Here is a 24,752-nt window from a genome sequence, read left to right as displayed (position 1 = left end):
CGCTCACCGGGTCACCGCCCACCCCGCGACCACCCGGTCACCGCCCACCCCGGGCGACCACCCCCGCCGGTTGCCGCCCACCGCGCCGGTCACCGCCCACCCCGCCAGCCGCCTGACCCCGTCAGCCAGACCGCCCACCCCGGAGCCCCCGGCTACGGCCCACCCCCGGCGACCACTACGCCAGCCGCCGCCCGCCGCGCCGGTCACCGCCAACCACGCCAGCCGCCGCCCCCGGCTACCGTTCACCCCCGGCGACCACCACGCCAGCCGCCGCCCACCTCCGAGAACCACGCCGCCGGCCTGTGCTCGCTCCCCGCGGCGGCAGCCGGCCACCGGCACTCGGGTCTCGGGAGGCAACGCCGGCGTACGCCCGGCCGGCGGTCAGGTCCCCAGCGGACCGTGCAGCAGGCCCGAGTTCCTGTTGCAGGCGAGGGCCGCCAGGCCCGCCTCGCCGGCCGCCCGTCCACGCCACCAGCGGATCGCGAGCCCTCGCCGCCCGCCTGGCGCTCCGCTCCGTACGGCGTGCCACTGGGCACCCACAGATCCGAGGGGTGACGCTGGTCGGCTGGGCGCGTTCGCGGAGTACGTCGTTCTGCGTGCCGCGTCGTCCTCGTCCGGCTACGCCAACCCGGCACTCGCCGCTCGGTCCTCCGCCTGCGCTCCCGCCCGTCGCGTCGGAGCGCGGGCACGCCGTGGTGGCCGGGTCGGAGGAGGTGGACCGCGGCGGGGGCGCGACGTACGTCGTACTGCCCGTCGGGCGAGCTGGACCTCGATCGTCAACGCCCACCCCGCCGCGCGTCGCTCAAGCTGCTCCGTAGGGCCAACCCGGCCGTGGCGTCGGGGTGCGGGCACGCCGTGGTGGCCGGGGCCGAGGGGCGTGGACCGCGGCCGGTGGCTGGGGCGTTCGCGGCGTACGTCGTACTGCCCGCCGGACGACCTCGATCGACCGACGCCAACCCGGCGCTTGCCGCTCAAGCTGCTCCGTTAGCCGACCCGCCGATGACGTGGGTTGGGTACGACGCGGTCGCCAGGCCGAGAGTGCCTGACCCGGCCAGCGGCCACGTCCGAGGGCGGTGGCACGGGGCTGGCGATCACGTCCGGGGCGGTGGCACGGGTTGGCGACCAGGTCCGGGGCGGCGCAGGTCCGGCGATCACGTCCGGGGAGGGGGCGGGCTGGCGGCCGGGTCCGGGGCTGGTGGCGCGGGCCGGCGACCACGTCCGGGGCGGCGCAGGTCCGGCGATCACGTCCGGGGAGGGGGCGGCCAGGTCCGGGGCCGGTGGCACGGGCCGGCGACCACGTCCGGAGCGGCGCAGGTCCGACGATCACGTCCGGGGAGGGGGCGGGCTGGCGGCCAGGTCCGGGGTCGGCGACACGGATCGGCGGCCAGGTCCGGGCCGGCGATCACGTCCGGGGAGGCACAGGCCCAGCTATCACGTCCGTGGGGTGGCGGCACGGTCCGTTTGGTAGATCCGAGGGGCGCGTCACCGGCCCGCCATCAGGGGGCTAGATCGATTACGTCGGTGGCGGCTACGGCTTCTACTAGGAGGTGTTCGTTGGAGGTGGCGTGGGCTTCTACGAGGCGGGTGGCTTCGGGGACGTTGCGGTTGACGAAGGCGGCCCAGATGGCTCGGTGTTCGTCGAGGGCCTCGGCGGGGCGTTGGGACGACTCGTGGTACGTGGATTCGAGGATCGACAGGGCGTACCGCATCTCGACCGCGATCCCGGCGAAGAAGTCGTCGACCCGCGGGCTTCCGATCAAGCCGACGACCGCCTGGTGGAACTCCAGATCCCGGCTGACGATCTCGTCGGCGTGCCCGGATCGGGTGGCGTCGGCGAGGTTCTCGAAGGCTGTGGTGAGCTCCTTGAGTTGCGCGTCGGTGAGCTCGTTCGCCTTCGCCGCCGCGCTGCCCTCGAGTGTCTTCCGGACCCGGTACAGGTCGTGGATGTCGTTCTCGGTGAACAGCACGACCCGCGAGCCCCGGTGCCGGTAGTGCCGGACGATCCGCTCGCGGGCGAGGATTCCGAGGGCGTCGCGGACAGTACGCCGGGAGACGTCGAACTGCGCGGACAAGCCCTCCTCGCGCAGCTGCTCACCGGGTTTCAGCGTGCCACCCATGATGAGGTCACGCAGCAGCGTCGCGACCTCCTCGGCGGTGGTGCCGCGACTCAGGGTCGGGATACGGCCGTCGACCGGCATGGCGGTTCCCCTTCTCGCCGTGGACGAATGCGGCTGCGGCCAAACGCAGCGTGGACCAACTCATCGCAACTCTAGCCGCGCAGCGCTGCTATCGTATCATTGCTGCATTGGTGACCAATCATGTGAGGATGGCCGAATGCTGATCACCGAGGTCCTCGAGCAAGCCTTCGGCCTCCGCCCGGTCGCCTGGTCGCGCCTGGGCGGCGAGGTCGACCAGAACCTGGCCGTCGACCTGCACGACGGTACGCGCGTCGTCGTCAAGATCTCACCCCCGGGCGCCGACCCAACCCATCTCCGCTGGCAACACCACCTGATGTCCCTAGCCGTCGGCCAGGTGACCGTGCCCACGATGGTCCGAACCCGCACGGGAGACACCATCGCCGAGGTCGAACTCGACCCCGCCGACCCTCTGCTCGGCGTGGCCCCGGACGGAACCGTGCCGCCGGCGAGCTCCGGCGGGCTTCCGATCGGGGGCGGGTCCGGCGCGCCGGTGGTGGGTGGCGGCTCTGGCGGGGCTGTGGTCGGGGCAGCTTCCGGCGGGAGTGTGGACGGGGATGGACAGGGCGAGGTCGTGGACGGGGTGAGGTCCGGTGGGGCTCCGGGCGGGGGAGGGTCCGACGAGCCGGTGGTGGGTGTCGGCTCCGGCGGCAGTGTGGACGGGGATGGGTCGGGCGAGGTCGTGGCCGGGGTGAGGTCCGGTGAGGTGCCGGGCGGGGGCGGGGCCGGCGCGCCGGTGGTGGGTGGCGGCTCTGGCGGGGCTGTGGTCGGGGATCGTTCCGGCGGGAGTAGCTCGGGCGAGAGCGTGGTCGGGTTGGGTTCTGACGGGGCTGCGGTCAGGGGTGGCTGGGGCGAGAGTGTGGTCGGTGTGGGCTCTGGCGGGACAGTCGTCGGAGGTGGCCCCGGCGGGGCTGTGGTGGAGGTGCGGCCGGGCGGAGGTGTGGTCGGGGGTGGGCCTGGCGGAGGTGTGGTCGGAGGGCCTGGCGCGACTGGGGCCGAGGTGGGTAGCGGTGGGCTTCGGGTTGGGTTGGGCTCGGGCGGGGCTGTGGTTGGGGGTGGCTCGGGGGAGAGATTGGTTGGGGTGGGGCTGGTTGGGGGCGGCGCTGTGGTGGGCGAGGGGCCGGCTCGTGTGGTCGGGCGGGGGGATGCGGTGCGGGAGCGGGCGGCGGGGCTTGGGGGGACGCGGCTGGTGACGGTGCAGGCGTGGGTGGAGGGGAGGACTTTGGCTGAGCTCAGCTCGCATTCTTCGGAGGTGCTTGGGGACCTGGGGCGGACTTCGGCGCTGATGGTGCGGGCGCTTGGGGCGGCAGTGGGATCGCCGGCGGTGAGTAGTCATCACTGGGATTTGTTGCGGGCGCCGGAGGCGATCGCGGAGGGGATCGGCGCGGTCGAGGACCAGGAGCGGGTGGGGCAGGTCGGGCGGATTGTTTCGTGGTTCGAGGATGCGATGGGGCGGCATCGGGGGGAGCTGCCGATGGCGGTTGTTCATCATGATCTGAACGACTTCAACGTGCTGGCTCGGCGTGGTGTGGACGGGCGGCATCATGTGCATGCCGTGCTTGATTTTGCTGATGCGTTGTACACCACGCGGATCAGTGAGCTGGCGATCGCGGTCGCGTACGCGATGTTGCGGAAGGCGAATCCGCTGACAGCGGCGGCAGCTGTGGTTCGGGGGTATGCCACTGAGCTCGAGCTGACGGATGCGGAGCTGGCGGTGTTGTATCCGATGGCGGCGGCCAGGTTGTGCGTCAACGCTGTGACGTGGACGAAGCGGTGCGCGGAGGACCGCGGTTCGTACGGGCAGGAGCGGATGCGGCATACCTGGCCCGCGATCGCCCTTCTTGCCTCCACACCACCGGAGCTGGCCGAGGTGATCTTCCGTGAAGCCGCCGGCGCCCCGATTGCGCCCGTGGCTCCCGTGCTGGGTGCCAACGCCCACCCGGCGGTGGGAGAGGTGCGGCCTCACCTCGGGATCGAGGCTGAGATGGGAGTGCGGTGGACGAGTGTGTCCGGGGAGACGGGTACGCATCGGCTTGGGGTGGAGCTGGTCGCGGACGGGGACTTCGAAGTTGTCGCGCCGTACGACGGGGTTGTGGAGGAACGTGCGCCGGCACTGATCCTGCGGCACGACGGCGGGGTTTGGTCGCGGTGGAGCGGGCTGACGTCGTCGCTGGTGAGGGGTGCGCGGGTTGCGGGTGGGGATGCGATCGGGGTGGGGGAGGGCGCGATTCGGGTGGCGGTGTTCCGGTCAGGTGAGACGGCGCGGTTGGCTGAGCGAGCGGTGGTGCCTGCGTCTGAGGTGGCGGCGTGGGCGGTCGTGTCGCCGGATCCGTGTGCGTTTCTTGGCGTGCGGCGGCCGAGCTCGGTCGACGAGTGGGGTGCCGACCGGGTGCTGGCGACCAGGAATACCCACTTCGCGCGGTCGCAGCGGTCGTATTACGAGCGGCCGATGAATCTCGTCGCCGGGCGAGGGTCCTGGTTGTACGACGAGTTCGGCCGCGGCTACCTGGACGCGATGAACAACGTCAGCCATGTCGGCCACGGCAATCCCCGGGTCGTGGCGGCGGCCACCGACCAGATGCGGCGGCTCAACACGAACAGCCGGTTCCTCTATCCGGGCATCGCGCAGTACGCGGAGCGGCTCACGGCACTGTTGCCTGACCCGCTCGAAGTGGTGTTCCTGGTGTGCAGCGGTAGCGAGGCCAACGACCTGGCGGTCCGGATGGCGCGGCAGGTGACGGGGCGATCGGACGTGCTGGTCGTCGACGGCGCGTACCACGGGAACACGTCGGTGATCACCGGACTGAGCCCGAACCGCTACAAGGGCCCGGGCGGCACCGGCCCCGACCCGACAACGCACGAGGTCGAGCAGCCCAACCTCTACCGCGGCCGCTACCAGTACGGCGATCCGCAGGCCGGCCCCAAGTACGCCGCCGACGTCCAGCGCCAGGTCGACAAACTCACCCAAGAACGCCGTCCGCCCGCCGCATTTATCGCGGAGTCGGCCATGGGTACGGCCGGGAGCATCTTCTATCCCGACGGCTACCTCGAGCACGCGTACGCCGCTGTCCGGGCGGCCGGTGCCCTGTGTATCGCCGACGAGGTCCAGGTCGGCTTCGGCCGGATGGGTGATGTGTTCTGGGGATTCCAGACCCAGGGCGTCGTTCCGGACATCGTCACCATGGGGAAGCCGATCGGCAACGGGCATCCGATGGCCGCCGTCGTGACCACCCGGGAGATCGCCGACGCGTTCGATACCGGAATGAAGTACTTCAACACCTTCGGTGGGAACCCGGTCTCCTGCGCGATCGGAACCGCCGTCCTCGACGAGATCGCCGAGCAGGACCTGCAGAAGCAAGCGGCCGAGACCGGGCGGGAGTTCAAGAGCAGGCTCGAGCAGCTCAGGCACCCGTTGATCGGGGACGTGCGCGGCCACGGCATGTACCTCGGCGTCGAGCTGGTCCGCGACCGCACGACCAAGGAGCCGGCCGGCCAGGAGGCCCTGCTGGTCAGCGAACTGATGAAGGACGAAGGCGTGCTCGTCTACCCGACCGGATCGGCGGGCAACGTGCTGAAGATCAAGCCGCCGCTCACGTTCACCCCGGCCGACGCCGAGCTGTTCACCGAGGTCCTCGACGAGGTCCTGACCAGGGACTGGTGAACTACCAGCCCTCGGTCAGGACGCGGTCGAGGGTGTCCGCGAAGAAGTCGGCATCGGCGATCCCGATGCCGAGCGGCGGCTTGATCTTCAGTACACACAGGCGGTCGGACGTCGGCTGCATGATCACGCCGAGCTCCCGCATCCGCTCGCAGATCGCGGCCGTCTCCCGCGAAGCCGGCTCCAGCGTGACCCGATCGCGCACGAGTTCGACCCCGACGTACAAGCCCATCCCGTGGACCGCGCCGATGATCGGATGGCGGTCGGCCAGCTCCAGCAACCGCTCCCGCAGATGCTTGCCCACGACGCGCGCGTTCTCCTGCAGCTGTTCGTCACGCAGTACGTCGAGCACCGTCAGACCGGCGACACAGCTGACCGGGCTCCCGCCGGCCGACGAGAAGAAGTACCCCTGGTTGCGATAGCCCTCGGCGATCTCGGCCGTCGTGATGACCGCCCCGAGCGGGTGACCGTTGCCCATCGCCTTCGCCACCGTGACGATGTCGGGGACGACGCCTTGTTCCTCGAAGCCCCAGAAATAGTCGCCGAGCCGGCCGTACCCGACCTGCACCTCGTCTGCGATACAGAGCCCACCGGTACGCCGTACCGCCGCATAGACCGCACGGAGATAGCCGTCGGGCAAAGCCATGCCGCCGGCGTTGCCGTAGAACGGTTCCGCGAGGAAAGCCGCCGGGGGAGTGGCCAAGTCGTTGATGTAGGCAACGGCATCCTCGGCGTAGCGGTGCGCGTCGGCTCCGCGGTACTGACCGCGATACGTGTTCGGTGCCGCGACCGTGTGCACCCACGGCGGCCGGGTCGAGAGGGCGTTGGGGTTGTCGGCGACCGAGGTCGAGATGGCGTCGGTCGCGTCCGACCATCCGTGGTACGCCTCCCGGACGGCGACGATGTCACGCCTCCCGGTGTTCGCCCACGCGAGCCGGAGTGCGAGGTCGTCCGCCTCGGTTCCGCTGTTGACGAGGAACACCGTGGTCAGGGGATCGGGCAGCAGGGCGGCCAGGCGCTCGGAGAACTCGACGACGGCGCGGTAGTGGAAGCGCGAGTTGGTGTTGAGCAACCGCCACTGCCGCTCGATCGCCGCGGCGAGCCGTGGGTGCCCGTGGCCGAGGATCGACACGTTGTTGACCATGTCGAGGTACGAGCGTCCGCCGAGATCGAACAGGTGGTTGCGCCAGCCCCGCTCGATCTGCGGAGGCTCCTGGAAGTAGTGCTCCTGGACCGTGGCGAACGACGAGTCCCGCCGGGACAGCAGCGCGTCGTCCTCGGCGTGCTGTCCGGCGTCGGGATCGATCAAGCCGGTCGGATCCAAGCAGGCCTGTGCCCACGCGTCAGCCAGCGATCGGGGAACGAAGAACGGAGGCTGGTCGTCGAGCCGGCTCACCTGAACCCGCAGCCCACCCGTGAGCCGGCCAAGCAACTCACCAGCCGAGACGGTCGAGACAGCCGCACCAGCCGAGCCGGCCGTGCTCGTCGAGCCGGCGGTGCTTTCCAGGGAGGGGCTGGTCAGCCACAAGATCGTGCCGTCCGAGTGCGTGAGCTTCAGGCGGTCGTCGTACCGGTGCACGACGCCCGCCCAGGGTGCGCGGACATCAAGCCGTTCGGCGGTGAACACCTCGACACCGACGCCGACGGAGGCCGGGGGATCGTAGGAGTTCAACAGCGTCCGCGTCAGCCTCGGTTGAAGGAAGGGCACGTACCCGGCAACGGACGCGGTCCGCGCGATCGCCTCCGCGGCCGCGATGGCCTCAGTGGAACCAGGAACGACATCGGGGTTCGTCACCGACAGATCCAGCCGCGCCGGCACGACGGGCCGATCAGTTGCCCAGAGCAAAGGTGCGCCGTGCGCCGACGAGGGTTGCAGCGAAGGCCGCACCGACGAGCGGATCAGTTCCGTCAGCACCTCGAGCGGAAGCGACGTCGCACGTTCGAAGATGCGCCACTCCCGGTCCAGGTTCTCGGCCGCGTACCGGTTGTCACCGTCCACCTGAGTCTGCTGCTGTCCACTCACCATCAGCGCCGCAGCCCGCAGTACGACGAGCGGCCCGAGGGCAGCGAGTTCGGCCTCGGAGATCGGCCTGATCCGGTCGAACGCCCGGATCGCCGGCAGCATCGTCGCGGGATCGGCCGAGTAATGCAGCAGCGAAGCGCACGTCACCGCCAGCTCCGCGATCGCCCAGCTCTCCATCAGATCGCCGAAGTCGATCACGCCAACCGGTTCCGGTCGCCCATCGTTGCCTACCGCACCGATCACGTTGTCGTCGGTCAGATCCCCATGGATGACCTGCAGCGACAGACTGTCGACGTACGGCGCCAGCGCCGTCCCGGCCGAGCGAGCCGCGGCCCGCGCAGCCTCGGCCCCACCGGGAACGGTCACGAAGTCGGCCAGCCTCTCCACGACCTCCGAAGCATGCCGGAGATCCCACTGCAAAGCCCGCGGCGGGACCGTGCCCTCGAAGTCGGCCAGTGCCCGGCACGTCCGACCGGCCAGGTCTCCCAACGCCGCGATCACCGATGGCGCGAGATACCGACCGGCACTCAGCACATCGCCCGGGACGAACGTCACCAGCCGAGCGTGCGTCGCCCGATCCGCGAGTACGACGGGCTGCACCGTCGAACCGTCGAGCCCGGGGATCGCCGTCGGCACCTGGATATCCGGTTCGTGCCGTGCGACGTGAGCCGCGGCCTGATCCTGCGCCGCGAGGTCGTCGCGCGTGAACGCCGGGTTGGACACCTTCAGCACGTACTTCCCGGAGATCAGGAAGTTCGCGTCCTGCTGACTCCCGAGCTCGGTCGCCGTGCCGTCGATCCCGTACGTCGTCCGCACGAACTCCTCCGCCTCGGCCACGGAGATCGACGGCACCGGAAGGGCCGGCTGCTCGAAGAAGTTGAACGACTGGGTCATGCGCGTTCCTCCGCGATCGAGTTGCCGCCGTCGACGACAAGGCACTGGCCGGTCAGGTAGGACGACGACGGGGTGCACAGATAGGCAATCAGACTGGCTACTTCGTCCGCGGTGCCGCTGCGGCCGAGCGGAGCTCGCAAGCCCTGCTCGTGTTCGGCCGGCGTCTGCGAGTCGGTGGCGATCCATCCGGGCGCCACAGCGTTGACGGTGACTCCGAAGGGAGCAGAGTCGAGCGCGAGGCCCCGGACGAGTCCGACGACGCCGGCCTTCGCCGCGCCGTACGCGACCTCGCCCCGCATCGCCATGACGGGCCCGGTCAGGCTGGCCACCAGAACCAGGCGCCCGGCCTCCGACTCCTCGAGTGCCGGCATGACGGCCCGGGCGAACAGGAAGGCCGAGTCCAGATTGCGTGCCAGCCCGGCTCGCCAGGTCTCGAACGGCATGTCCTGGACCCGTCCTGCCTCGGGCTCAGGGCGAGTTGTCGAAGTCATGCCGGCGCAGTTCACGGCGATGTCGAGTCGGCCGAACTGTGCGCGCGCCGCATCGGCGAGCAGCTCCGAAGTCCCGGCGTGCGTCAGGTCTCCGGGGATGGCGACGGTCCCGGGCGGGAGCTCGGCCGCCCGTTGACGGACCCGGTCGCCGGTGGCCGAGACGACGAGTGATGCGCCGCGAGCGGCCAACGCCCGAGCGACCGCGAAGCCGATGCCGCGGGGCCCGCCGACGCCGGTGACGATCGCAGCTCTGCCCGCCAGCTCGCCCACCCCCTGCCGCCTTCCTCGCGATTGGTGAGCAATTTAGCAGAACCGGAATTGGTGATCAATCGTGGATGAAGGCGGTGTCAGAAGCCGAGACGCTTGCGCAGGTCGGTCAGTCGTTCGGAGGCTTCGACCGACTGCTCGACGTTCGCGGCGGCGACGCCCTGGGCCAGCACGTCGGCGACGATGATCGAGGTCAGCGGTTCGCCCGTGAGGCCGGTCGGCGTCGTCGGCGAGTGCAGCGTGACCGTGACTCGCTCGGCGAGCTTGCTGTCCGGATCCTCGGTGATGAGTACGGTCGAGGCGCCGACCGTCTGGGCCTGGTCGACCAGCGTCTCGACCTCGACGACCGGGCGACCGGGTGCGAAGAGGACGACCACGTCTCCGGATCCGATGCCGAGCAGGTCGTCCGCGAGGCGGAAACCACCGGCCTGCAGACACGTCGAGCGCAGACCGACGCGCCGCAGGATCAGCGTCAGATGGTCCGCCGAGACGAACGACGCGCCGAAGCCGTAGGTCAGCGTGTTGTTCGCGTCGAGCAGCAGCTGCACGGCCTGCTGGTAGCGATCGAGCGAGAAGGTCGGCTGCAGGAGCTCGATCCGGTCCATCGACTCCGCGAGTACGCGTTGCCACAGGTTCTCGAGGTCGCCGCCGCTGGACTCGACCCGCTTGCGCGCACGAAACTCGGGCCGCGTCGAGCGGGTGAAGGGTGCGGCGATCCTCGCCTTCAGCTCGGCCAGGCCGGAATATCCGAGTGCCTGCACCGTCCGCACGACGGTCGCGTTGCTCGTCTTGGCCTCGGCGCCGAGCTCGACAGCGGACAGGAAGAGGAGCTCCTCCGCCGATCGCTCGGCCAGCGACCGGCACACGGACCGCGCCGCCGGGGAGAAGCCCTCCCAGCGCTCCCGGATGCGGGACCGCAGGTCCGCGATCACCTCGGCCTGCGTCTCGCCGGTCGTACTGCGAGCTTCGTTCATGCCATGGATGGTACGAGGCGGCCCGGAGTCCGGGGCTGAACCTGGCGGTGTGGTTGGGTTTTACCCGTGAGTGATTCTCTCGGCGGCGCCGCGATCATGGTGCTGGTCGTCGTCCTGCTGGGGGTCGCGGGGATCGTCTGGGGCATCGTCGCGCTGGTCCGGCGGCAGCGGTACCTCGGGTCGCTGCGGGACCGGGGCTGGACGTTCGTGAACAGCCCGGCGTTCGACGCGGTGGCGCGGCTCGGCAACCCGCCGTTCGGGATCGGGTTCCGCCGGCAGCCCGACGACCAGATCACCGGGCTGACCAGCCTCGGCCGCCCGTTCCAGGTGATCGAGTACAAGTCCGAGCACTGGTCGGGCTGGGTCGGGATGGTCAGCCTGTCCCGCCGGCTCCCGGAGCTGTGGATCACCGGCGGTGAGACGCAGCCGCGGTACGGCGTCCTCGCGACCGGCGTACCCGCTCCGGCGCAGCTCGGTGCGGGGTGGCAGATCGGTGCGCTCGACACGGCGTACGCCGCCGCCGTCCTGACCCCGCAGTTGTGCGAGCGGTTGAACGCGATGGCCGCCGGACAGCCTGGTCTGAACCTGAGCATCGACGCCGACCAATTGGTCGTGCTGGACCCGCCGCGCAAGGAGGTCGAGCTGCTCGGTCCCTGGCTGGAGCAGCTCGGCGGCGTCGCCGCGGTGATCGACGCCACCCCGCTGGATCAGTGGATCCAGCCCGAGCAGCCACCGCGGCTGACCTTCTACCACCACCCGGAGTGGTACTGGATCGGCGTCGACGACAGCCTGCTGCAGTTCACCCCGGTGAGCCGGTCGGGTCATGACCACCGCACCAGCGACGTGGTCCGTGGCCGCGACGGGGACGGGCCGCCGTTCGTCGCGTTCACGCACCACTGGAAGACGACGCGGACCGAGACCTACACCGACAGCGAGGGCCGCAGCCAGAGCCGGACCGTGGGCGAGAACCACAGCGAACCGATCCTCGGGTTCCAGCTGCCGGTCCGGATGCCGTGGCTGCGGGTCGCGCGCCGCGGCTTCGGCAAGGGGATCAGCTTCGAGAGCCAGGCGTTCAACGACCAGTTCGCCGTCCAGGCGCAGGACACCAAGTTCGCGTACGACGTCATCCACCCGCGGCAGATGGAGTACCTGATGGCCAACCCGCCCGCGGGATTCGCGCTCACCGACGACTGGGCGTGGTTCTCACCCGGCGTGCACAGCCAGCCGGCCATCGCCCACAGTGCGCTGTTCCTGCGCGGCTTCCTGGCCCGCATCCCGCGCTTCGTCTGGCGCAACCTGGGTCTCCCCGATTCGCCCTACCCACCCCCTGCCTGAAGAAGGACGCTCATGACTGTTCTCGACTCGCCGATCCCGCGGTTCCACCTCGCCATGCCGGTCGACGACCTGGCGGCCGCGCGGCGGTTCTACGGCGAGGTCCTCGGCCTGGAGCAGGGCCGCAGCTCCGAGACCTGGATCGACTGGAACCTCCGCGGCCACCAGTTCGTGACGCATGTGGCCCCGGAGCGGACCCGGCGGATCCACAACCCCGTCGACGGTCACGACGTACCCGTGCCGCACTTCGGGCTGATCCTGACCGTGACCGAGTTCCAGGCGCTGGCGGAGCGGTTGCGTGCCGCCGGCGCCGAGTTCGTGATCGAGCCGTACGTACGCTTCGAGGGTCAGACCGGTGAGCAGTGGACCATGTTCCTGCTCGACCCGGCCGGGAACGCGCTGGAGTTCAAGGCGTTCGCCGACGACTCCCAGGTCTTCGCGGTCTGACCCTCTCCGCTCACTGCGGGAGCTCGTCGCCCGCGGCCTCGGCGACCATGTACTTGGCGTACCAGGCCGGCCACTCCGCGTCGCGCTCGCCGCCGTTGCGCGCCTCGTGCTCGCCATGGGCCGTCGCGGCGCGGGTCAGGGCCTGCTGCAGGTCCTCCACCGAGGCGTACGTCGTCTCCGCGGCGTCGATCCGGCCCGGCAGGCGGGTCGTGATCTCCTGCAGCAACCAGCCGTTGCCGTCGGGGTCCGTGAAGGTGGCGAACGACCCGTAGCTGGCGTGGTCGCCGTCCGGCCCGCCGACGCGACTGTCCGAGTCGACCGGCTGGAACTGGGCGCCCGGTGCTCCGGGGTGGAACACCTCGCTGACGTCCGTCCCGAGGGCGGCGAGCTCGTCGCGCGCGATCTTGATGTCGGAGACGACCAGGTACAGGCCTTGGGCCGAGCCCGGGGTGGCCGCGGTGACGTTCGTACCGAACTGGACCGAGGCGGGCGAGCCCGGCGGGGTGAACTGGACGATCCGGAAGCCGTTGTCGAACGCGAAGTCCGCGTCGAGCCGCCAGCCCAGGCCCGCGTAGAAGTCCTTCGACCGGTCGACGTCCGTGACCGGGATGACGACCGCCTCGAGCTTGAGCGGAACCTTGGCGGCGCCGGTCTCGTCGTTGGTGCTCATTCGCTGCCTCCTGAGTCGTGATGCTGTCACCACCGACTATGGCGCCTCCGCCCCGGCATCACACCAGTGCTCATCACTGGTCAATCTCGTCCACCAGGGACTCTCACTGGTGCGCGGCGCCCGTCGAGACGGCACTGTGGGTCGTGACACCGCCCTGACACCCGCGATCGACCAGGAGGCAGGCATGAGCGCGAGCACACCCGAGTTGGCCGGGCAGACGGTCGTGGTGATCGGTGGCAGCCAGGGAATCGGGCTCGAGACGGCGCGCCGGGCCCGGGCGGAGGGCGCGTCGGTGATCATCACGGCCCGGAACGTCGAGCGTCTGCAGCTGGCCGGCAAGGAGCTCGGCGCCGACACGGCCGCCTTCGACGCGACCGACACCGACCGGCTGCAGGAGTTCTTCGGGGACCTGCCCACGCCGATCGACCACATCCTGGTCACCGGGCCCGGTCCGTACTACGCCCCGCTGGAGGCGTTCGACTTCGACGAGGCGCGCAGGGACATCGAGTCGCACCTGTTCCTGCCGCTGCACATCGCCCGGCTCGCGATCGGCCGGGTCCGCGCGGGCGGGTCGCTGACCTTCATGGGCGGCACGGGCGGCCGGCGGACCGGGCGGGGGCTCACGCTGATCGGCGCCCTGACGGCGGCGGGGCCGGCGATCGTGCGGAACCTCGCGGTCGAGATCGCGCCGATCCGGGTGAACCTGATCGCGGCCGGGTTCGTCGACACACCGCTGTCGGCCACGCTGCTGGGCGACCAGCTGGAGGCACGCCGCCAGCAGCTCCGTACGACGCTCCCGATCGGCCGCGTGGTCGGCCCCGAGGACATCGCCAACCTGGCCATCCATCTGATGAGCAACACGGCCTTCACCGGCGCCACGCTGGACCTCGACGGCGGCCAGCAACTGGTCTGACGCGCTACCCGAAGGTGAACACGTAGCCCCGGGCGCCGGCCTCCAGGAAGGTGATCTCCAGGGTCCGGTCACGGATCTCGTCCGGCGTACGCACGAGCTGGAACATGCGTCCGTCGTCGAGTACGCCGTTCCCGTCGGCATCGACGTCGAGCCCGTGGGCCGGACCCGGGGCCGCGCCGTCGAGCCGGATCCGGAACGGGATGGGGCCGCGGGTTCCCGGTGACATGACGAGATGAGCGTCCCGGGCGTGGAACGGGAAGGTGATCGTCCCACCGGCCCGGTCGAGTTCGACGTACTCGGGCGTGCTCGTCCACTGGCCGTCGAGCGTCCAGCCGCTGGGCGCGCCCCGCTGACCACCGAGGTAGGTCTCGGGCGTCCGCAGGTGCGCCCAGTCGGCCGCCGCCTCCGCGCCGGCGGGCTGCACCGACACGAGCTCGCGATCGACCCCGAGCAGCTCCTGGATCCGGCGCTCCGACCGGTCGTAGCTGCCCTCGCCGAAGTGGTGATCGCGGATCACGCCGTCGGTGTCGACGAAGTACAGCGCCGGCCAGTAGTGGTTGTCGAAGGCGCTCCAGACCGCGTAGTCGTTGTCGACGGCGACCGGGTAGTCGATGCCGCGCTCCTTGACGGCCCGGGCGACCCGGTCGATGTCGTGCTCGAAGGCGAACTCCGGGGTGTGGATCCCGATGACGATCAGGCCGTCGTCCCGGTACGCCCGCGACCAGGCCCGGACGTAGGGCTGGGTGCGCAGCCAGTTGATGCAGGTCAGCGTGCCGAAGTCGATCAGTACGACGTTCCCGCGCAGCTCGGTGGTTCGCAACGGCGCGGAGTTCAGCCAACCGGTCGCGCCGTCGAGCGGGGGCATGTGCACCATGACTTCAGTCCCCTCGCTCGTCGGCGAGCGCCGGATCGTTCGGGTGTGGCGAGAGGGGCGTCACCTCGTCGGTCCGCCAGATCCGGAGCGGCATCGAGGCGAGCACCTTCTCGAGCTCCGCCTCGTCGTCGGCGGCGAACAGACCGAGGGTGCGCCACTCGCCGGGCGCGAGCGGGGGGCGCCAGAGCCGGAGCAGATGTCCTTCGGCCGCGAGCTCGCGAGCGCGGGCCGCCTCCCGGCCGCGGACTTCGTCGACCGCCTCCGGGGTGACTCCGTCGGGGACGTTGGTCGTCATGGTGACGAGGAATTGCATGGCGTCTCTCTTCCGTCGGCTGAATCCCGCTTGTAGCCACTATGGGTGGTTCCGGGTGCCGGTCGCACCAGTGGGAGTCCCTGGGCTCGGGCACCGGGAGTGGCCAGGGTCTACTCGTGCGGGGGCGGTGGGCGCATCATCGGGCGTATGGATGATGGGGAGGCACTGCAGGCGTTGGTGACGGGGTTCCGGGCTTCTGCGGCGCTGAGTGTGGCGGCCGAGCTGGGGATCTCTGATGCGGTGGCGGGGGAGGGGCGGACGCTGCCCGAGCTGGCCGCGACGGTGAAGGCCGACGAGGAGACGCTGGGCCGGTTGCTGCGGGCCTTGGTGGCGATCGGGGTGTACGCCGTACAGGACGGGGTGTACTCGAACACGTCGCTGGGTGAGCGGCTGCGTTCCGACGTACCGGGGTCCCTGCGGCCGTTGGCGCGGATGGGGCAGGACCCGGCGTTCTGGGCGGCGTGGGGGCATCTCGCTCACAGCGTGCGCACGGGCGAGAACGCGTTCGAGGCGCTGCACGGGGTGGATGTCTGGACGTATCGCGAGAAGCGGCCGGAGTACAACGCGAACTTCAATGCGAACATGACCGCGCTCAGCTGGCATGTGGCGAAGTCGGTCGCGGAGGTCTACGACTTCTCCGGCGTGAGCAAGGTCGTCGACGTCGGCGGCGGGCAGGGGATCCTGCTGGACGCGGTGCTGAACCGGCACGAGCACGTGCAGGGCGTCGTGTTCGATCTGCCGCATGTCGTGGCGACCGAGCCGCGGTCCGAGGCGGTGGCGTCGCGCTGGTCGGCCGTGGCCGGCAGCTTCTTCGAGGCGGTCCCGCCGGCGGACGCGTACCTGGTCAAGTCGATCCTGCACGACTGGCCGGACGACCGGTGCGTGCAGATCCTGCGGACGTGTGCCGAGGCGCTCAACCCGGGCGGCGTCGTCCTGGTGATCGAGCTGGTCCTGGACCGGCCGGGCCACGAGGCCGTGGCGGCGTTCTCCGACCTCAACATGCTGGTGATGCCCGGCGGCCGCGAACGCACGGAGGACGAGTACGCCGCCCTGTTCGAGGCCGCGGGCCTGCACCTGAACCAGGTCATCGACACCGCCACCCGCTTCTGCATCCTCGAGGCCACCACCGGCTGACTATTTCGGTGGTTGCGCGGCCGGCGACGTGCCATCATCGCCGGCATGGAAATGTTCTTCTTCCGACTGGGCTAGCTCCCGCTGGCCAGTCCCGAGGCTCTTGCCCGCGGCCAGTGATGCGGGAGCGGACCGAACGGCCGCTCCCGACCGCTGACCGGGAGAACCATCCATGCCCTCTGCGCACCTTGGTGCGGCGGAGTCGATCACTCAATCCCTTCGCAACGGATCGCAGCCAACCGTGCTGGTGCGAACCGTCACGGGGTTGGAGCAGTTGGCGGCCCAGGAGCTGGCCGCCGCGAGCCACCGGGTGATCGACCTGTCCAAGCGTCAACTCGTCGTCGAGCCCACCGCCGCGACGATCATCACCAGCCCGCCACGTCTGGCCGACGATCTGTTCGTCGTCCTGGGCGCGGTCACCGACCCGGGCCACACCAAAGCGTCCTTGGTGTCGGCTGTGGCCGCCGTGCGTACTCAGTTGCGCTCGTCGACGGCCACCGCCTTCGCCGTGACGGCGTCGTTCCACGGCCGGCGGAACTTCACCAGGTACGACGTCGAGGACCTGGTCGGTGGGGTGGTGCAAGAGGTCTGCGGTGGTCGGTACCACTCCCGTCGCACCGGGGCCGTTCCGCCGGTTGAGCGCGTCGACTGGCGGGTCGTGCTCGACGGGAAGCTGCTGTGGGTCGGTGTCCGGCCGTTCGACGTACCGCTGCATCGTCGGGACTGGCGGCGGCGGACGGTGCCCGGCAGTCTGCATCCACCGGTCGCCGCTGCGATGGCTCGTCTGGCCGAGATCGCGGAGGGTCACGTGGTGGTGGATCCCTTCTGTGGCGCGGGAACGGTGCTGCTGGAAGCCCGTGCTATAGAGCCGGGCGCGAGGTACCTAGGGGTTGATGAGGCGCCGGCCGCGGTGGCTGCTGCTCGGGCGAACGGGTTTGCGTCCGCCCGGCTTGGCGATGCACGAGACCTGGGTGACGCGGTGGACCGGATCGTGACGAATCCGCCGTGGGATGTCCGGGTGCGGATCGGGGACTTCTCGCCGTACCTGCGCGCCTGGCGCCGGATCCTCCGGCCGGGCGGGCGGGTGGCCGGTCTCCTCAACCAGGAGCAGGCGGCGCTGATGGCCGGGGATCCTGCCTGGCGGGTGCTCGACGTGTACGACGTCGCGGTCGCCGGGCGGCATCCCCGGATCGTCGTCGCCACATGCCGGACATTGTCCAGTGGGCCACTAGACATCGGCGAGAATCGACGGTGTGACGACTTATCGAGCTGCCGGTGACAGGTATGAGCGACTCGAGTACCGGCGGGCCGGGCGATCCGGGCTCGACCTGCCGGCGCTGTCGCTGGGGTTGTGGCAGAAGTTCGGGACCGACTATCCGTTCGAGACGCAGCGGGAGATCGTGCTGCACGCGTTCGACCTGGGGATCACGCATTTCGACAACGCCAACCGGTACGGGCCGCCGCATCGCGCCGCGGAGCAGCTGTTCGGGCGGGTGCTGCGGACGGACCTCGCGCCGTACCGCGACGAACTGATCGTGACCACGAAGGCCGGCAACCCGATCGGCCCGAGCCCTTATTTCAAAGGGGGTTCGCGCAAGTCCCTGCTGTCCTCGCTGGACCACAGCCTGCGTGACCTCGGCACGGAGTACGTCGACATCTTCTACCACCACCGACCGGATCCCTCGACCCCGGTGGAGGAGACCGTCGGCGCGCTGGTGAGCGCGGTCCAGCAGGGCAAGGCGTTGTACGTCGGGGTGTCGAACTACCCGACCGAGCAGGCGCACGAGGTCGCCGAGTTGCTGCGGGCGGCCGGCGTACCGCTGCTCGTTCACCAGCCACGGTACTCGATCTTCGACCGCGGACCCGAGAACACCGGGCTGCTGAAGCTCGCGGCCGCGGACGGGTTCGGACTCGTTGCCTACAGCCCCTTGGCGCAGGGGCTGCTGACCGGCAAGTACCTCGACGGCACGATCCCGGCCGGCGCCCGTGCCGCCAACAGCGCCTTCCTCTCGCTGGCCCAGATCGACGACGTGTACCGCGAGCGTGCCACCGCTCTGAACGGGATCGCCCGGGACCGCGGTCAGTCCCTGGCTCAGTTGGCGCTGCAATGGGTCCTGCGTCAGCCCGAGATCACCACCGCGCTGATCGGGGCGAGCTCGACCGGTCAGCTGGATCACAACGTGGCCGCTCTGGACTTCCCGCCGCTGACCGAGGCGGAATTGGCTCTCATCGACCAGTACGGCATCCATGGCACCGGACAGCGTGCGTGAAGGAGATCTCGTGACCGTATCCCCGGAAGCGTCCTATCGGCTGCGGTACGGATCCGAGCCGACGCTCGATCCGCCGGCGGAGTGGACCGCCGTACTCGCGCAGCAGTTGGCGCATCGATCCGTGCGCAGCTACCGCCCGGAGCCGGTGTCCGACGCCACGCTCTCGGCCCTGATCGCCGCCGCACAGTCGGCGCCGACGTCGGGAAACCTGCAGTTGTGGAGTGTTGTCGCGGTTCGGGACGACGACCGTCGTGCCCGGCTGGCGCACCTCGCGGGTGATCAGCAGTTCATCGTCGACGCGCCGCTGTTCCTGGTCTGGCTGGCCGACCTCGCGCGGGCGCGTCAGGTGACCACGGAGCTCGCCTCGGCGACCGCTGAAGGCGCCGACTTCGTGGAGGCCGCCGTACTGTCGTTCGTCGACGTGGCTCTCGCGGCCCAGAATGCGTCGCTGGCCGCGGAGTCGCTCGGGCTCGGGACGGTCTTCGTCGGCGCCATCCGGAACCGGCCGCTCGACGTCGCCGCCGAGCTCGACCTGCCACCGAACGTGTTCCCGGTCTTCGGCCTGACGGTCGGCTACCCGGACCGCGTGGACGCGAGCGCCGTCAAGCCCCGCCTGCCGCAGCAGGCCGTCCTGCACCACGAGCGCTACGCGCTGGAGCCGCAGACGGCTCACGTCGAGACGTATGAGGAACTGCTCAACACCTTCTACGCCGCTGCCGGTCTGCCCGACAGCTGGGCGAAGCGCGTCGCCCGTCGCTTCGGCACCGTCGCCGGCCTGAACGGCCGCGAACACCTCCGTGACGCCCTGCACACGCAAGGCTTCCAGCTCCGCTGAACGGTTGCCAGTAGCAACCAGATCCAGGCACCGCGACCTGTCGCCGACATCACATGTCCTGACTGATTGATCAGTCAGTTTGTTTGTTACGCTGCAAGGACAGGACCCGAAGGAAAGCTCTGGACCGGAGTGAGGTGCCGACGATGGCGCTGCTGGAAGTGACTGTTCCCCGTCGAACAGGCCGCCGACGAGAAGGCTCGCGGCTGGCCGGCCATGTCGATCGGCTGGGGGAGGAGCACCCGCCGATCCCGCTCGACAGCGTCGACTACACGATGAACCGGCCGGACCTGCTGGCCGAGCGGTTCGGGCCGGTGCTGTCGTACATGTCCCGCGTCGAGCTCGAGGTCGAGCGCAACGTGCTGGAGCTCAACCTGCTGCTGCCCGATCCGCCCGAGGTCGATCGGCACTTCTACGCCGACGTGTGGCTCCCGCAGGAGACGCATCACGGCCTGATCCTCGACCGTCTTCAACAGCTCGCCGGTCTGGACGCGGCCGAGCCCAACGTGTCGGACGTGTCGTTCCGGCTCCGGCTGCTCGGGGCGCTCGGGCGGGTGAGCGCCGTACAGGACGTGAGCCGGATGCTCTACTACCTCACCGGCCTCGCGACGGAGCGCTCGGCGGTGCTCGCGTACAACAAGCTTCACGCCGGTTTGCGTGAGCTGGGGGAGCGGGCCATCGCCGCCACTGTGGTCGCGCCGATCCGCCGGCAGGAGCCCGGTCACTTCGCCTATTACCAGATGGCCGCCCGCGAGCTGTGGGGTCAGTTGGGCGCCTGGCAGCAGTGGCTGGTGCGCATGTTGCGGCGGCGGACGTTCGGGCCGGTCGGTGTCAGCAACGACCGGCAGCGGGCCGAGTTCGGCCGGGCGATTCGCGCGCTGGGTATCAGCACGGACGACGAGGCGGATCTGCGGCACTATGCCCACCAGGTCGGCCGCGCCGAGCACGAGTTACTGTGGGCCGACCGGCACGGACTGCGTGTGCCGGACTACGTCTTCGAGGCCTTCCGCCGGGCCGCGGAATCGGCTGTGGACAAGGACGGAGATCGCTGGTGGGCCAGGTTCGGACGCGCCAAGGGGTGACCACCTCCACCAAGCAGAACAGCAAGCGGCAGGCGATCGTCGAGACCGCCGAGCGGCTGTTCGCCGAGCACGGGTACGACGCCTCGTCGACGGCCCGGATCGCCCAGGAGGCCGGGGTTCCGTCGAGCCTGGTGTTCTACCACTTCACCACCAAGATGGATCTCCTGCTCGCCATCGTCCATGAGCGGCCGACGCCGAGCGCGGTGATCCGCTCCGCCGCCCGGGGCCGCACGATCCACAGCCGGCTCCGGGCCATCGTCACCGTCGTCGCCGAGGAGCTCGAGCGCAACCGCTACCCGCGGATCATCATCTTCCGCGAGGCCCAGTCGCATCCCGAGATCGCCGCCCGCGCCGCCGAGCTCTTCGCCGAGGCGGCCGCCACGGTCGCCGAGGTGCTGAACGGAGCCGATGACGTCGTCGCCGATCCCGTTCGGGTCCAGACCGCTGCCGAACTCATCGTCAGCCGGGTCTTCCTCGACATCATCGCCTTCGGCGCGGCCCACTCCGCCGCCAAACGCCACGCGGCGATGATCGCCCTGCTCGAACAATCCCTCGTCGCCCCGCACTGACCCCCTCGGCGGGCCGCGCGGGCGATTACTGTGGTGGTCACCTGCTTGAGGAGGAGCGATGACGGACGAACCGTTCGAGACTTCTGAAGACGCCCGGCGCGACCGGCGTGAGCACGGCGGGGCTGCTTCACTGCGACCGGATGACGACGAGCTGGCTCGCCGTACCGAGCAGGAGCGGGTCGAAGCCGGAATCGACGACTACGACCCGGACGACGTACCGCCGGCCACCGACGACCCGGTCCCGGCCGACCTGTCGGACTCCGAGGAGTTCCAGGAGGCCCAGGCGGAGCTCCGCCGCGAAGAGGCGGAGGGCGAGGCCTATCCCTTGACGGACCGCCACCCGTTCCCGCCGAGCCACTACGACCGCTCCTGATCGCGCACCGCTCGCACCGTCCTGGCCTACGGTCCGGGCCGATGCGACGGTGACTACTGCCCTTCGGCGCCGGCCGGGCCCGGGATCGGATCGTTGGTGATCCGCAGCCCGCCGAATCTTCGGTCCATCGCGGCGGCGTACCGATCCGCGGCGGCCGGTACGGCGATCAGCTCGGCGATCACGTGGCTCCCGAACCAGACGCGGACCCGGCGCCGCCGAGTGTCGACAGCCTGAGGTAGTTGATCTGACATGGCTGGACCCCCCTGATCTAGCCGAAGGTAACTGCCTGGACCCCCGGGATCCGGAACGGCGATCTCGAAGGTGCAGTCGTAGATCGGACCGCGCGGCGGCACGAGTTGATACAAACGCTGCGCGGAATGACCGGTTGTCGTGGGGGACAGAGGGGTGGGCGGGATTCTGTTGGGCTGGACAGATACCGCGGTGGGCGGGATGCCTAGCTTGTCCGCATGACTGGATTGGTGGAGGTCGGGAAGTGGCTGGGCGAGTATGTGCCGGCGGCGATCGAACGGCACGAGGTGCCGGGGGTGGCCTGGGCGGTTCTGGCTGACGGCGAGGTGCTGGACGGCGCCGCGGGGGTGCTGAGCAAGGCGACCGGGGTCGAGGCGACGGCCGACTCGGTGTTCCAGATCGGGTCGATCACGAAGCTGTGGACCGGCTCGCTGGTGATGCAGCTGGTCGACGAGGGCAAGCTCGATCTCGACGTACCGATCCGGACGTACCTGCCGGAGTTCCGGATCGCCGACGAGGATGCGGCGGCCCGGATCACCACGCGGCAGCTGTTGTCGCACACCGCGGGCTTCGAGGGCGACATCTTCACGGACACCGGGCGCGGCGACGACTGTGTGGAGAAGTTCCTCCAGGAGCTCCATGCCGTCCCGCAGTTGTTCCCGCCGGGGGAGCTCTTCTCGTACAACAACGCCGGCTACTGCGTCCTCGGCCGGCTCGTCGAGGTGCTCCGGAACGCCCCGTACGACGTCTGCCTGTGCGATCACCTGTTCACGCCGCTCGGCCTGACCCACGCGGCGACCAGTCCGTACGAGGCGATCCTGTTCCGCGCGGCGGTCGGGCACATCGCGAACGAGCCGGGAGCCGGGTACCAGCCCGCACCGGTCTGGGCGCTCGCGCGGTCGAACGCGCCGGCTGGTTCGATGCTCGCGATGCGGCCGCGCGACCTGCTGACCTTCGCGCAGATGCACCTGAACGACGGTCGGGCCGCCGACGGCACCCAGGTCCTCGCGCCAGGCACCGCGGGCCGGATGCAGGAGCACGCGGTCGACGTCCCCGACCTCGGTCTGATGGGCACGTCGTGGGGTCTGAGCTTCGAGCGGTTCGACACCCCCGAGGGAACGGTCATCGGGCACGACGGCGGCACCATCGGCCAGTCCGCGTTCCTGCGGATCGTGCCGGAGCAGGGCGTCGCCATCGCCCTGCTCACCAACGGCGGCAACGCGTTCGCGCTGTACCGCGAGGTCGTCGGCCCGGTCCTCGAGCAGCTCGCCGGCGTGCATCTGAACGCGTTGCCGGAGCCGCCCGCCGACCCGCCGCGGATCGACGCGAGCCGGTACGTCGGGACGTATGAGGCGGACGTGGTCGAGCTGACCGTCAGCCAGGACGACGACGGCCGGATCTGGCTCGTCCAGGCACCGAAGGGTCTGTTCGCCGAGCTGGGGGAGCAGACCGAGCGCAAGGAGCTCGTGCCCTACGGGACCGACCGCCTGATTCCGCTCGAAGCCGACCGGGGGATGTATCTGCCGTACGTGTTCATCGGCGACGACGACGGCCGGGCCCGCTACCTGCACATGGGCCGCGCCGTCCGGCGCGCCGGCGTCTGAGAAGCCGATCACCCCTCCCACGGAACGGACTCCGACATGAGACTGCCCGCCACCACCGTCGCCGCCGTACTGGCTCTCGCCCTCCTCGTTGCCTGTGGCAACAAGACCGGTCCGGCCGCGGGCAGCGCGGCCGCGGTGGTGGACGGCGGCACCTTCACGATGGCGCTGCCGACCGACCCCGGGAACCTGGATCCACAGTCGTCGGCGGCCAGCGCGCTCTTCACCGTCACCCAGCTCGCCTACGACTCGCTGCTGTCGGTCAAGTCCGGCAACGGTGACATCCAGTCCGGCCTGGCCACCCGGTGGACGGCGAGCGGCAAGACCGTCACGCTGACGCTTGCCGATGGCATCAATTGCTCCGACGGTACGCCGCTGAAGGCCTCCGACGTCGCCGCCAACGTCGCGTACGTCGGGGACCCGGAGAACAAGAGCCCGTTCCTCGGCACCTTCCTCCCGGTCGGCGCCACCGCCAAGGCCGACGACGCGACCCGGACCGTGACACTGACGCTGGCCGGGCCCGCGCCGTTCGTGCTGAACGGGCTGGCGAGCCTGCCGATCGTCTGCCCGGCCGGCCTGCACGACCGCAAGTCGCTGGCGAAGACGACCGCGGGAACCGGCCCCTACCAGCTCACCGAGGCCGCACCCGGCGACCACTACACGTACAAGATCCGCGAGGGCTACACGTGGGGACCGAACGGTGCCACCACCGCCACCGCGGGGATGCCCGACACGATCGTGATGAAGGTCGTCCAGAACGAGACGACGGCCGCGAACCTGCTCCTGTCCGGCGGACTGAACGCCGCCACCGTGATCGGCCCGGATGTGGACCGGCTGGAGAAGTCGGGGCTGTTCGCGGCCGAGACGACCGCCCTGGTCGGCGAGCAGTGGTACAACCACACCAAGGGGCGGGCGACCAGCGACCCCGCGGTGCGGATGGCGCTCACCCAGGCACTCGACCTGGCCGAGCTCCGCAAGGTGCTGACGTCCGGAAAGGGTGGACCGGCAACGACCTTGGCCACCATCGGCGCGGTCGCGTGCCCGGGCGACTCCATCTCGAAGAGTCTGCCCGCACGCAACGTCGACGCGGCACGGACGGCCTTGCAGAAGGCGAATGTCCCACCACTCACCCTGCTCTACGACAACAGTCGAGGCAGCGGAGCCGGGGCGGCCGCGGAGCTTGCCGTCCAGCAATGGCAGGCAGCCGGCGTCAAGGTGACCGCGCGCGGCCAGGCCGCGTCCACGCTGACCGAGACGATCTTCAGCGCCGGTGACTGGGACATCGCCTGGGTCCCGCTGAACGTCAACAGTCCCGACGGCGTGGTGCCGTTCCTGTCCGGCCCGGCCGCGCCGAACGGCACGAACTTCTCCGGCATCCACAACACCAAGTACGAAGCGACGGTCGCCAAGGCCACCACGCTGTCCGGCAAGGACAGCTGTCCCACCTGGCTGGAGGCCGAGTCGGCGGTCGTCGCCGACGCGGATCTGGTGCCGTTCGCCAACAGCCCGGTCAAGACCTTCGGTGCCAAGGCGAGGTTCGAGACTCCCGGCCAGATCATCCCGACCAGCATCCGCATGCTGGCGCACTGACCAG

The 24,752-nt window shown here is 70.2% G+C and carries 21 protein-coding genes; 13 read left to right on the top strand and 8 right to left on the bottom strand.

Translation table 11 applies throughout. From position 1 onward, the window contains the following. Positions 1-1,496: 1,496 nt before the first annotated feature. Positions 1,497-2,198, bottom strand: a complete 702-nt coding sequence (locus ACZ6O0_RS04300; protein ID WP_465763368.1) for a GntR family transcriptional regulator — start codon at positions 2,196-2,198, stop codon at positions 1,497-1,499. Between ACZ6O0_RS04300 and ACZ6O0_RS04295 the strand changes: the two genes are divergently transcribed. After that, positions 2,116-5,856 (top strand): aminotransferase class III-fold pyridoxal phosphate-dependent enzyme, encoded by a 3,741-nt coding sequence (locus tag ACZ6O0_RS04295; RefSeq protein ID WP_465763367.1) that lies wholly within the window; start codon positions 2,116-2,118, stop codon positions 5,854-5,856. The two genes, ACZ6O0_RS04300 and ACZ6O0_RS04295, sit on opposite strands and share 83 nt — an antisense overlap. Before the next feature lies 1 nt (position 5,857). Here ACZ6O0_RS04295 and ACZ6O0_RS04290 read toward each other — a convergent pair whose 3' ends face one another. The 3 genes from ACZ6O0_RS04290 to ACZ6O0_RS04280 form a co-directional block, all read right to left on the bottom strand. Beyond that, a complete protein-coding gene (locus tag ACZ6O0_RS04290; protein ID WP_465763366.1) occupies positions 5,858-8,770 on the bottom strand; it encodes an aminotransferase in 2,913 nt (970 codons plus the stop codon). Continuing rightward, entirely contained in the window at positions 8,767-9,531 is a 765-nt protein-coding gene (locus ACZ6O0_RS04285) for an SDR family NAD(P)-dependent oxidoreductase (RefSeq protein WP_465763365.1), read from the bottom strand. The genes ACZ6O0_RS04290 and ACZ6O0_RS04285 overlap by 4 nt, the downstream gene beginning before the upstream one ends. 77 nt (positions 9,532-9,608) lie before the next feature. Beyond that, positions 9,609-10,502 (bottom strand): MurR/RpiR family transcriptional regulator, encoded by an 894-nt coding sequence (locus tag ACZ6O0_RS04280; RefSeq protein WP_465763364.1) that lies wholly within the window; start codon positions 10,500-10,502, stop codon positions 9,609-9,611. Positions 10,503-10,568: 66 nt separating this feature from the next. Here ACZ6O0_RS04280 and ACZ6O0_RS04275 point away from each other — a divergent pair, with 66 nt between their 5' ends. Next, complete coding sequence (locus ACZ6O0_RS04275) at positions 10,569-11,837, top strand: hypothetical protein (protein WP_465763363.1); 1,269 nt, start codon at positions 10,569-10,571, stop codon at positions 11,835-11,837. A 12-nt stretch (positions 11,838-11,849) separates the two neighbouring features. After that, a complete protein-coding gene (locus ACZ6O0_RS04270) occupies positions 11,850-12,281 on the top strand; it encodes a VOC family protein (RefSeq protein WP_465763362.1) in 432 nt (143 codons plus the stop codon). 10 nt (positions 12,282-12,291) lie between these two features. Here the strand turns inward: ACZ6O0_RS04270 and ACZ6O0_RS04265 are convergent, their stop codons facing one another. Beyond that, positions 12,292-12,951 (bottom strand): VOC family protein, encoded by a 660-nt coding sequence (locus ACZ6O0_RS04265; protein ID WP_465763361.1) that lies wholly within the window; start codon positions 12,949-12,951, stop codon positions 12,292-12,294. A 184-nt stretch (positions 12,952-13,135) separates the two neighbouring features. On the opposite strand from ACZ6O0_RS04265, the gene ACZ6O0_RS04260 reads away from it, so the two are divergent. After that, positions 13,136-13,864, top strand: coding sequence for an SDR family oxidoreductase (locus ACZ6O0_RS04260; RefSeq protein ID WP_465763360.1), 729 nt, complete (start codon positions 13,136-13,138; stop codon positions 13,862-13,864). Between the two features lie 4 nt (positions 13,865-13,868). Here ACZ6O0_RS04260 and ACZ6O0_RS04255 read toward each other — a convergent pair whose 3' ends face one another. Together ACZ6O0_RS04255 and ACZ6O0_RS04250 are read right to left on the bottom strand one after the other, a co-directional pair. Continuing rightward, positions 13,869-14,738, bottom strand: coding sequence for a hypothetical protein (locus ACZ6O0_RS04255; protein WP_465763359.1), 870 nt, complete (start codon positions 14,736-14,738; stop codon positions 13,869-13,871). Between the two features lie 4 nt (positions 14,739-14,742). Beyond that, positions 14,743-15,051, bottom strand: coding sequence for a muconolactone Delta-isomerase family protein (locus ACZ6O0_RS04250; protein ID WP_465763358.1), 309 nt, complete (start codon positions 15,049-15,051; stop codon positions 14,743-14,745). Positions 15,052-15,198: 147 nt separating this feature from the next. Here ACZ6O0_RS04250 and ACZ6O0_RS04245 point away from each other — a divergent pair, with 147 nt between their 5' ends. The 7 genes from ACZ6O0_RS04245 to ACZ6O0_RS04215 all read left to right on the top strand — a co-directional run bounded on the left by ACZ6O0_RS04245 (position 15,199) and on the right by ACZ6O0_RS04215 (position 21,308). Then, entirely contained in the window at positions 15,199-16,185 is a 987-nt protein-coding gene (locus ACZ6O0_RS04245) for a methyltransferase (protein ID WP_465763357.1), read from the top strand. 262 nt (positions 16,186-16,447) lie between these two features. Beyond that, entirely contained in the window at positions 16,448-17,461 is a 1,014-nt protein-coding gene (locus ACZ6O0_RS04240) for a TRM11 family SAM-dependent methyltransferase (RefSeq protein WP_465763356.1), read from the top strand. Next, positions 17,436-18,452, top strand: coding sequence for an aldo/keto reductase (locus ACZ6O0_RS04235; protein WP_465763355.1), 1,017 nt, complete (start codon positions 17,436-17,438; stop codon positions 18,450-18,452). Before ACZ6O0_RS04240 ends, ACZ6O0_RS04235 begins: the two co-directional genes overlap by 26 nt. Before the next feature lie 10 nt (positions 18,453-18,462). Then, positions 18,463-19,287 carry an NADPH-dependent oxidoreductase gene (locus ACZ6O0_RS04230; protein ID WP_465763354.1) on the top strand — a complete coding sequence of 275 codons (825 nt, stop codon included), beginning with the start codon at positions 18,463-18,465 and terminating at the stop codon, positions 19,285-19,287. A 143-nt stretch (positions 19,288-19,430) separates the two neighbouring features. Beyond that, the gene (locus tag ACZ6O0_RS04225; protein ID WP_465763353.1) at positions 19,431-20,366 is read left to right on the top strand and encodes a GTP-binding protein LepA; all 936 of its coding nucleotides are present in this window, start codon (positions 19,431-19,433) and stop codon (positions 20,364-20,366) included. Beyond that, positions 20,363-20,935 carry a TetR/AcrR family transcriptional regulator gene (locus tag ACZ6O0_RS04220; protein ID WP_465763352.1) on the top strand — a complete coding sequence of 191 codons (573 nt, stop codon included), beginning with the start codon at positions 20,363-20,365 and terminating at the stop codon, positions 20,933-20,935. Before ACZ6O0_RS04225 ends, ACZ6O0_RS04220 begins: the two co-directional genes overlap by 4 nt. Before the next feature lie 58 nt (positions 20,936-20,993). Continuing rightward, the gene (locus tag ACZ6O0_RS04215) at positions 20,994-21,308 is read left to right on the top strand and encodes a hypothetical protein (protein WP_465763351.1); all 315 of its coding nucleotides are present in this window, start codon (positions 20,994-20,996) and stop codon (positions 21,306-21,308) included. Positions 21,309-21,361: 53 nt separating this feature from the next. Here the strand turns inward: ACZ6O0_RS04215 and ACZ6O0_RS04210 are convergent, their stop codons facing one another. Then, positions 21,362-21,559, bottom strand: a complete 198-nt coding sequence (locus ACZ6O0_RS04210) for a hypothetical protein (RefSeq protein ID WP_465763350.1) — start codon at positions 21,557-21,559, stop codon at positions 21,362-21,364. 216 nt (positions 21,560-21,775) lie between these two features. Between ACZ6O0_RS04210 and ACZ6O0_RS04205 the strand changes: the two genes are divergently transcribed. After that, a complete protein-coding gene (locus ACZ6O0_RS04205; protein ID WP_465763349.1) occupies positions 21,776-23,161 on the top strand; it encodes a serine hydrolase domain-containing protein in 1,386 nt (461 codons plus the stop codon). 36 nt (positions 23,162-23,197) lie between these two features. Continuing rightward, complete coding sequence (locus tag ACZ6O0_RS04200) at positions 23,198-24,748, top strand: ABC transporter substrate-binding protein (RefSeq protein ID WP_465763348.1); 1,551 nt, start codon at positions 23,198-23,200, stop codon at positions 24,746-24,748. Positions 24,749-24,752: the final 4 nt, after the last annotated feature.

The sequence above is a fragment of the Kribbella sp. NPDC048837 genome (assembly GCF_055586945.1).
The sequence above is the reverse complement of the archived record's forward strand: the minus strand, read 5'-3'. Positions and strand labels throughout refer to the sequence as shown.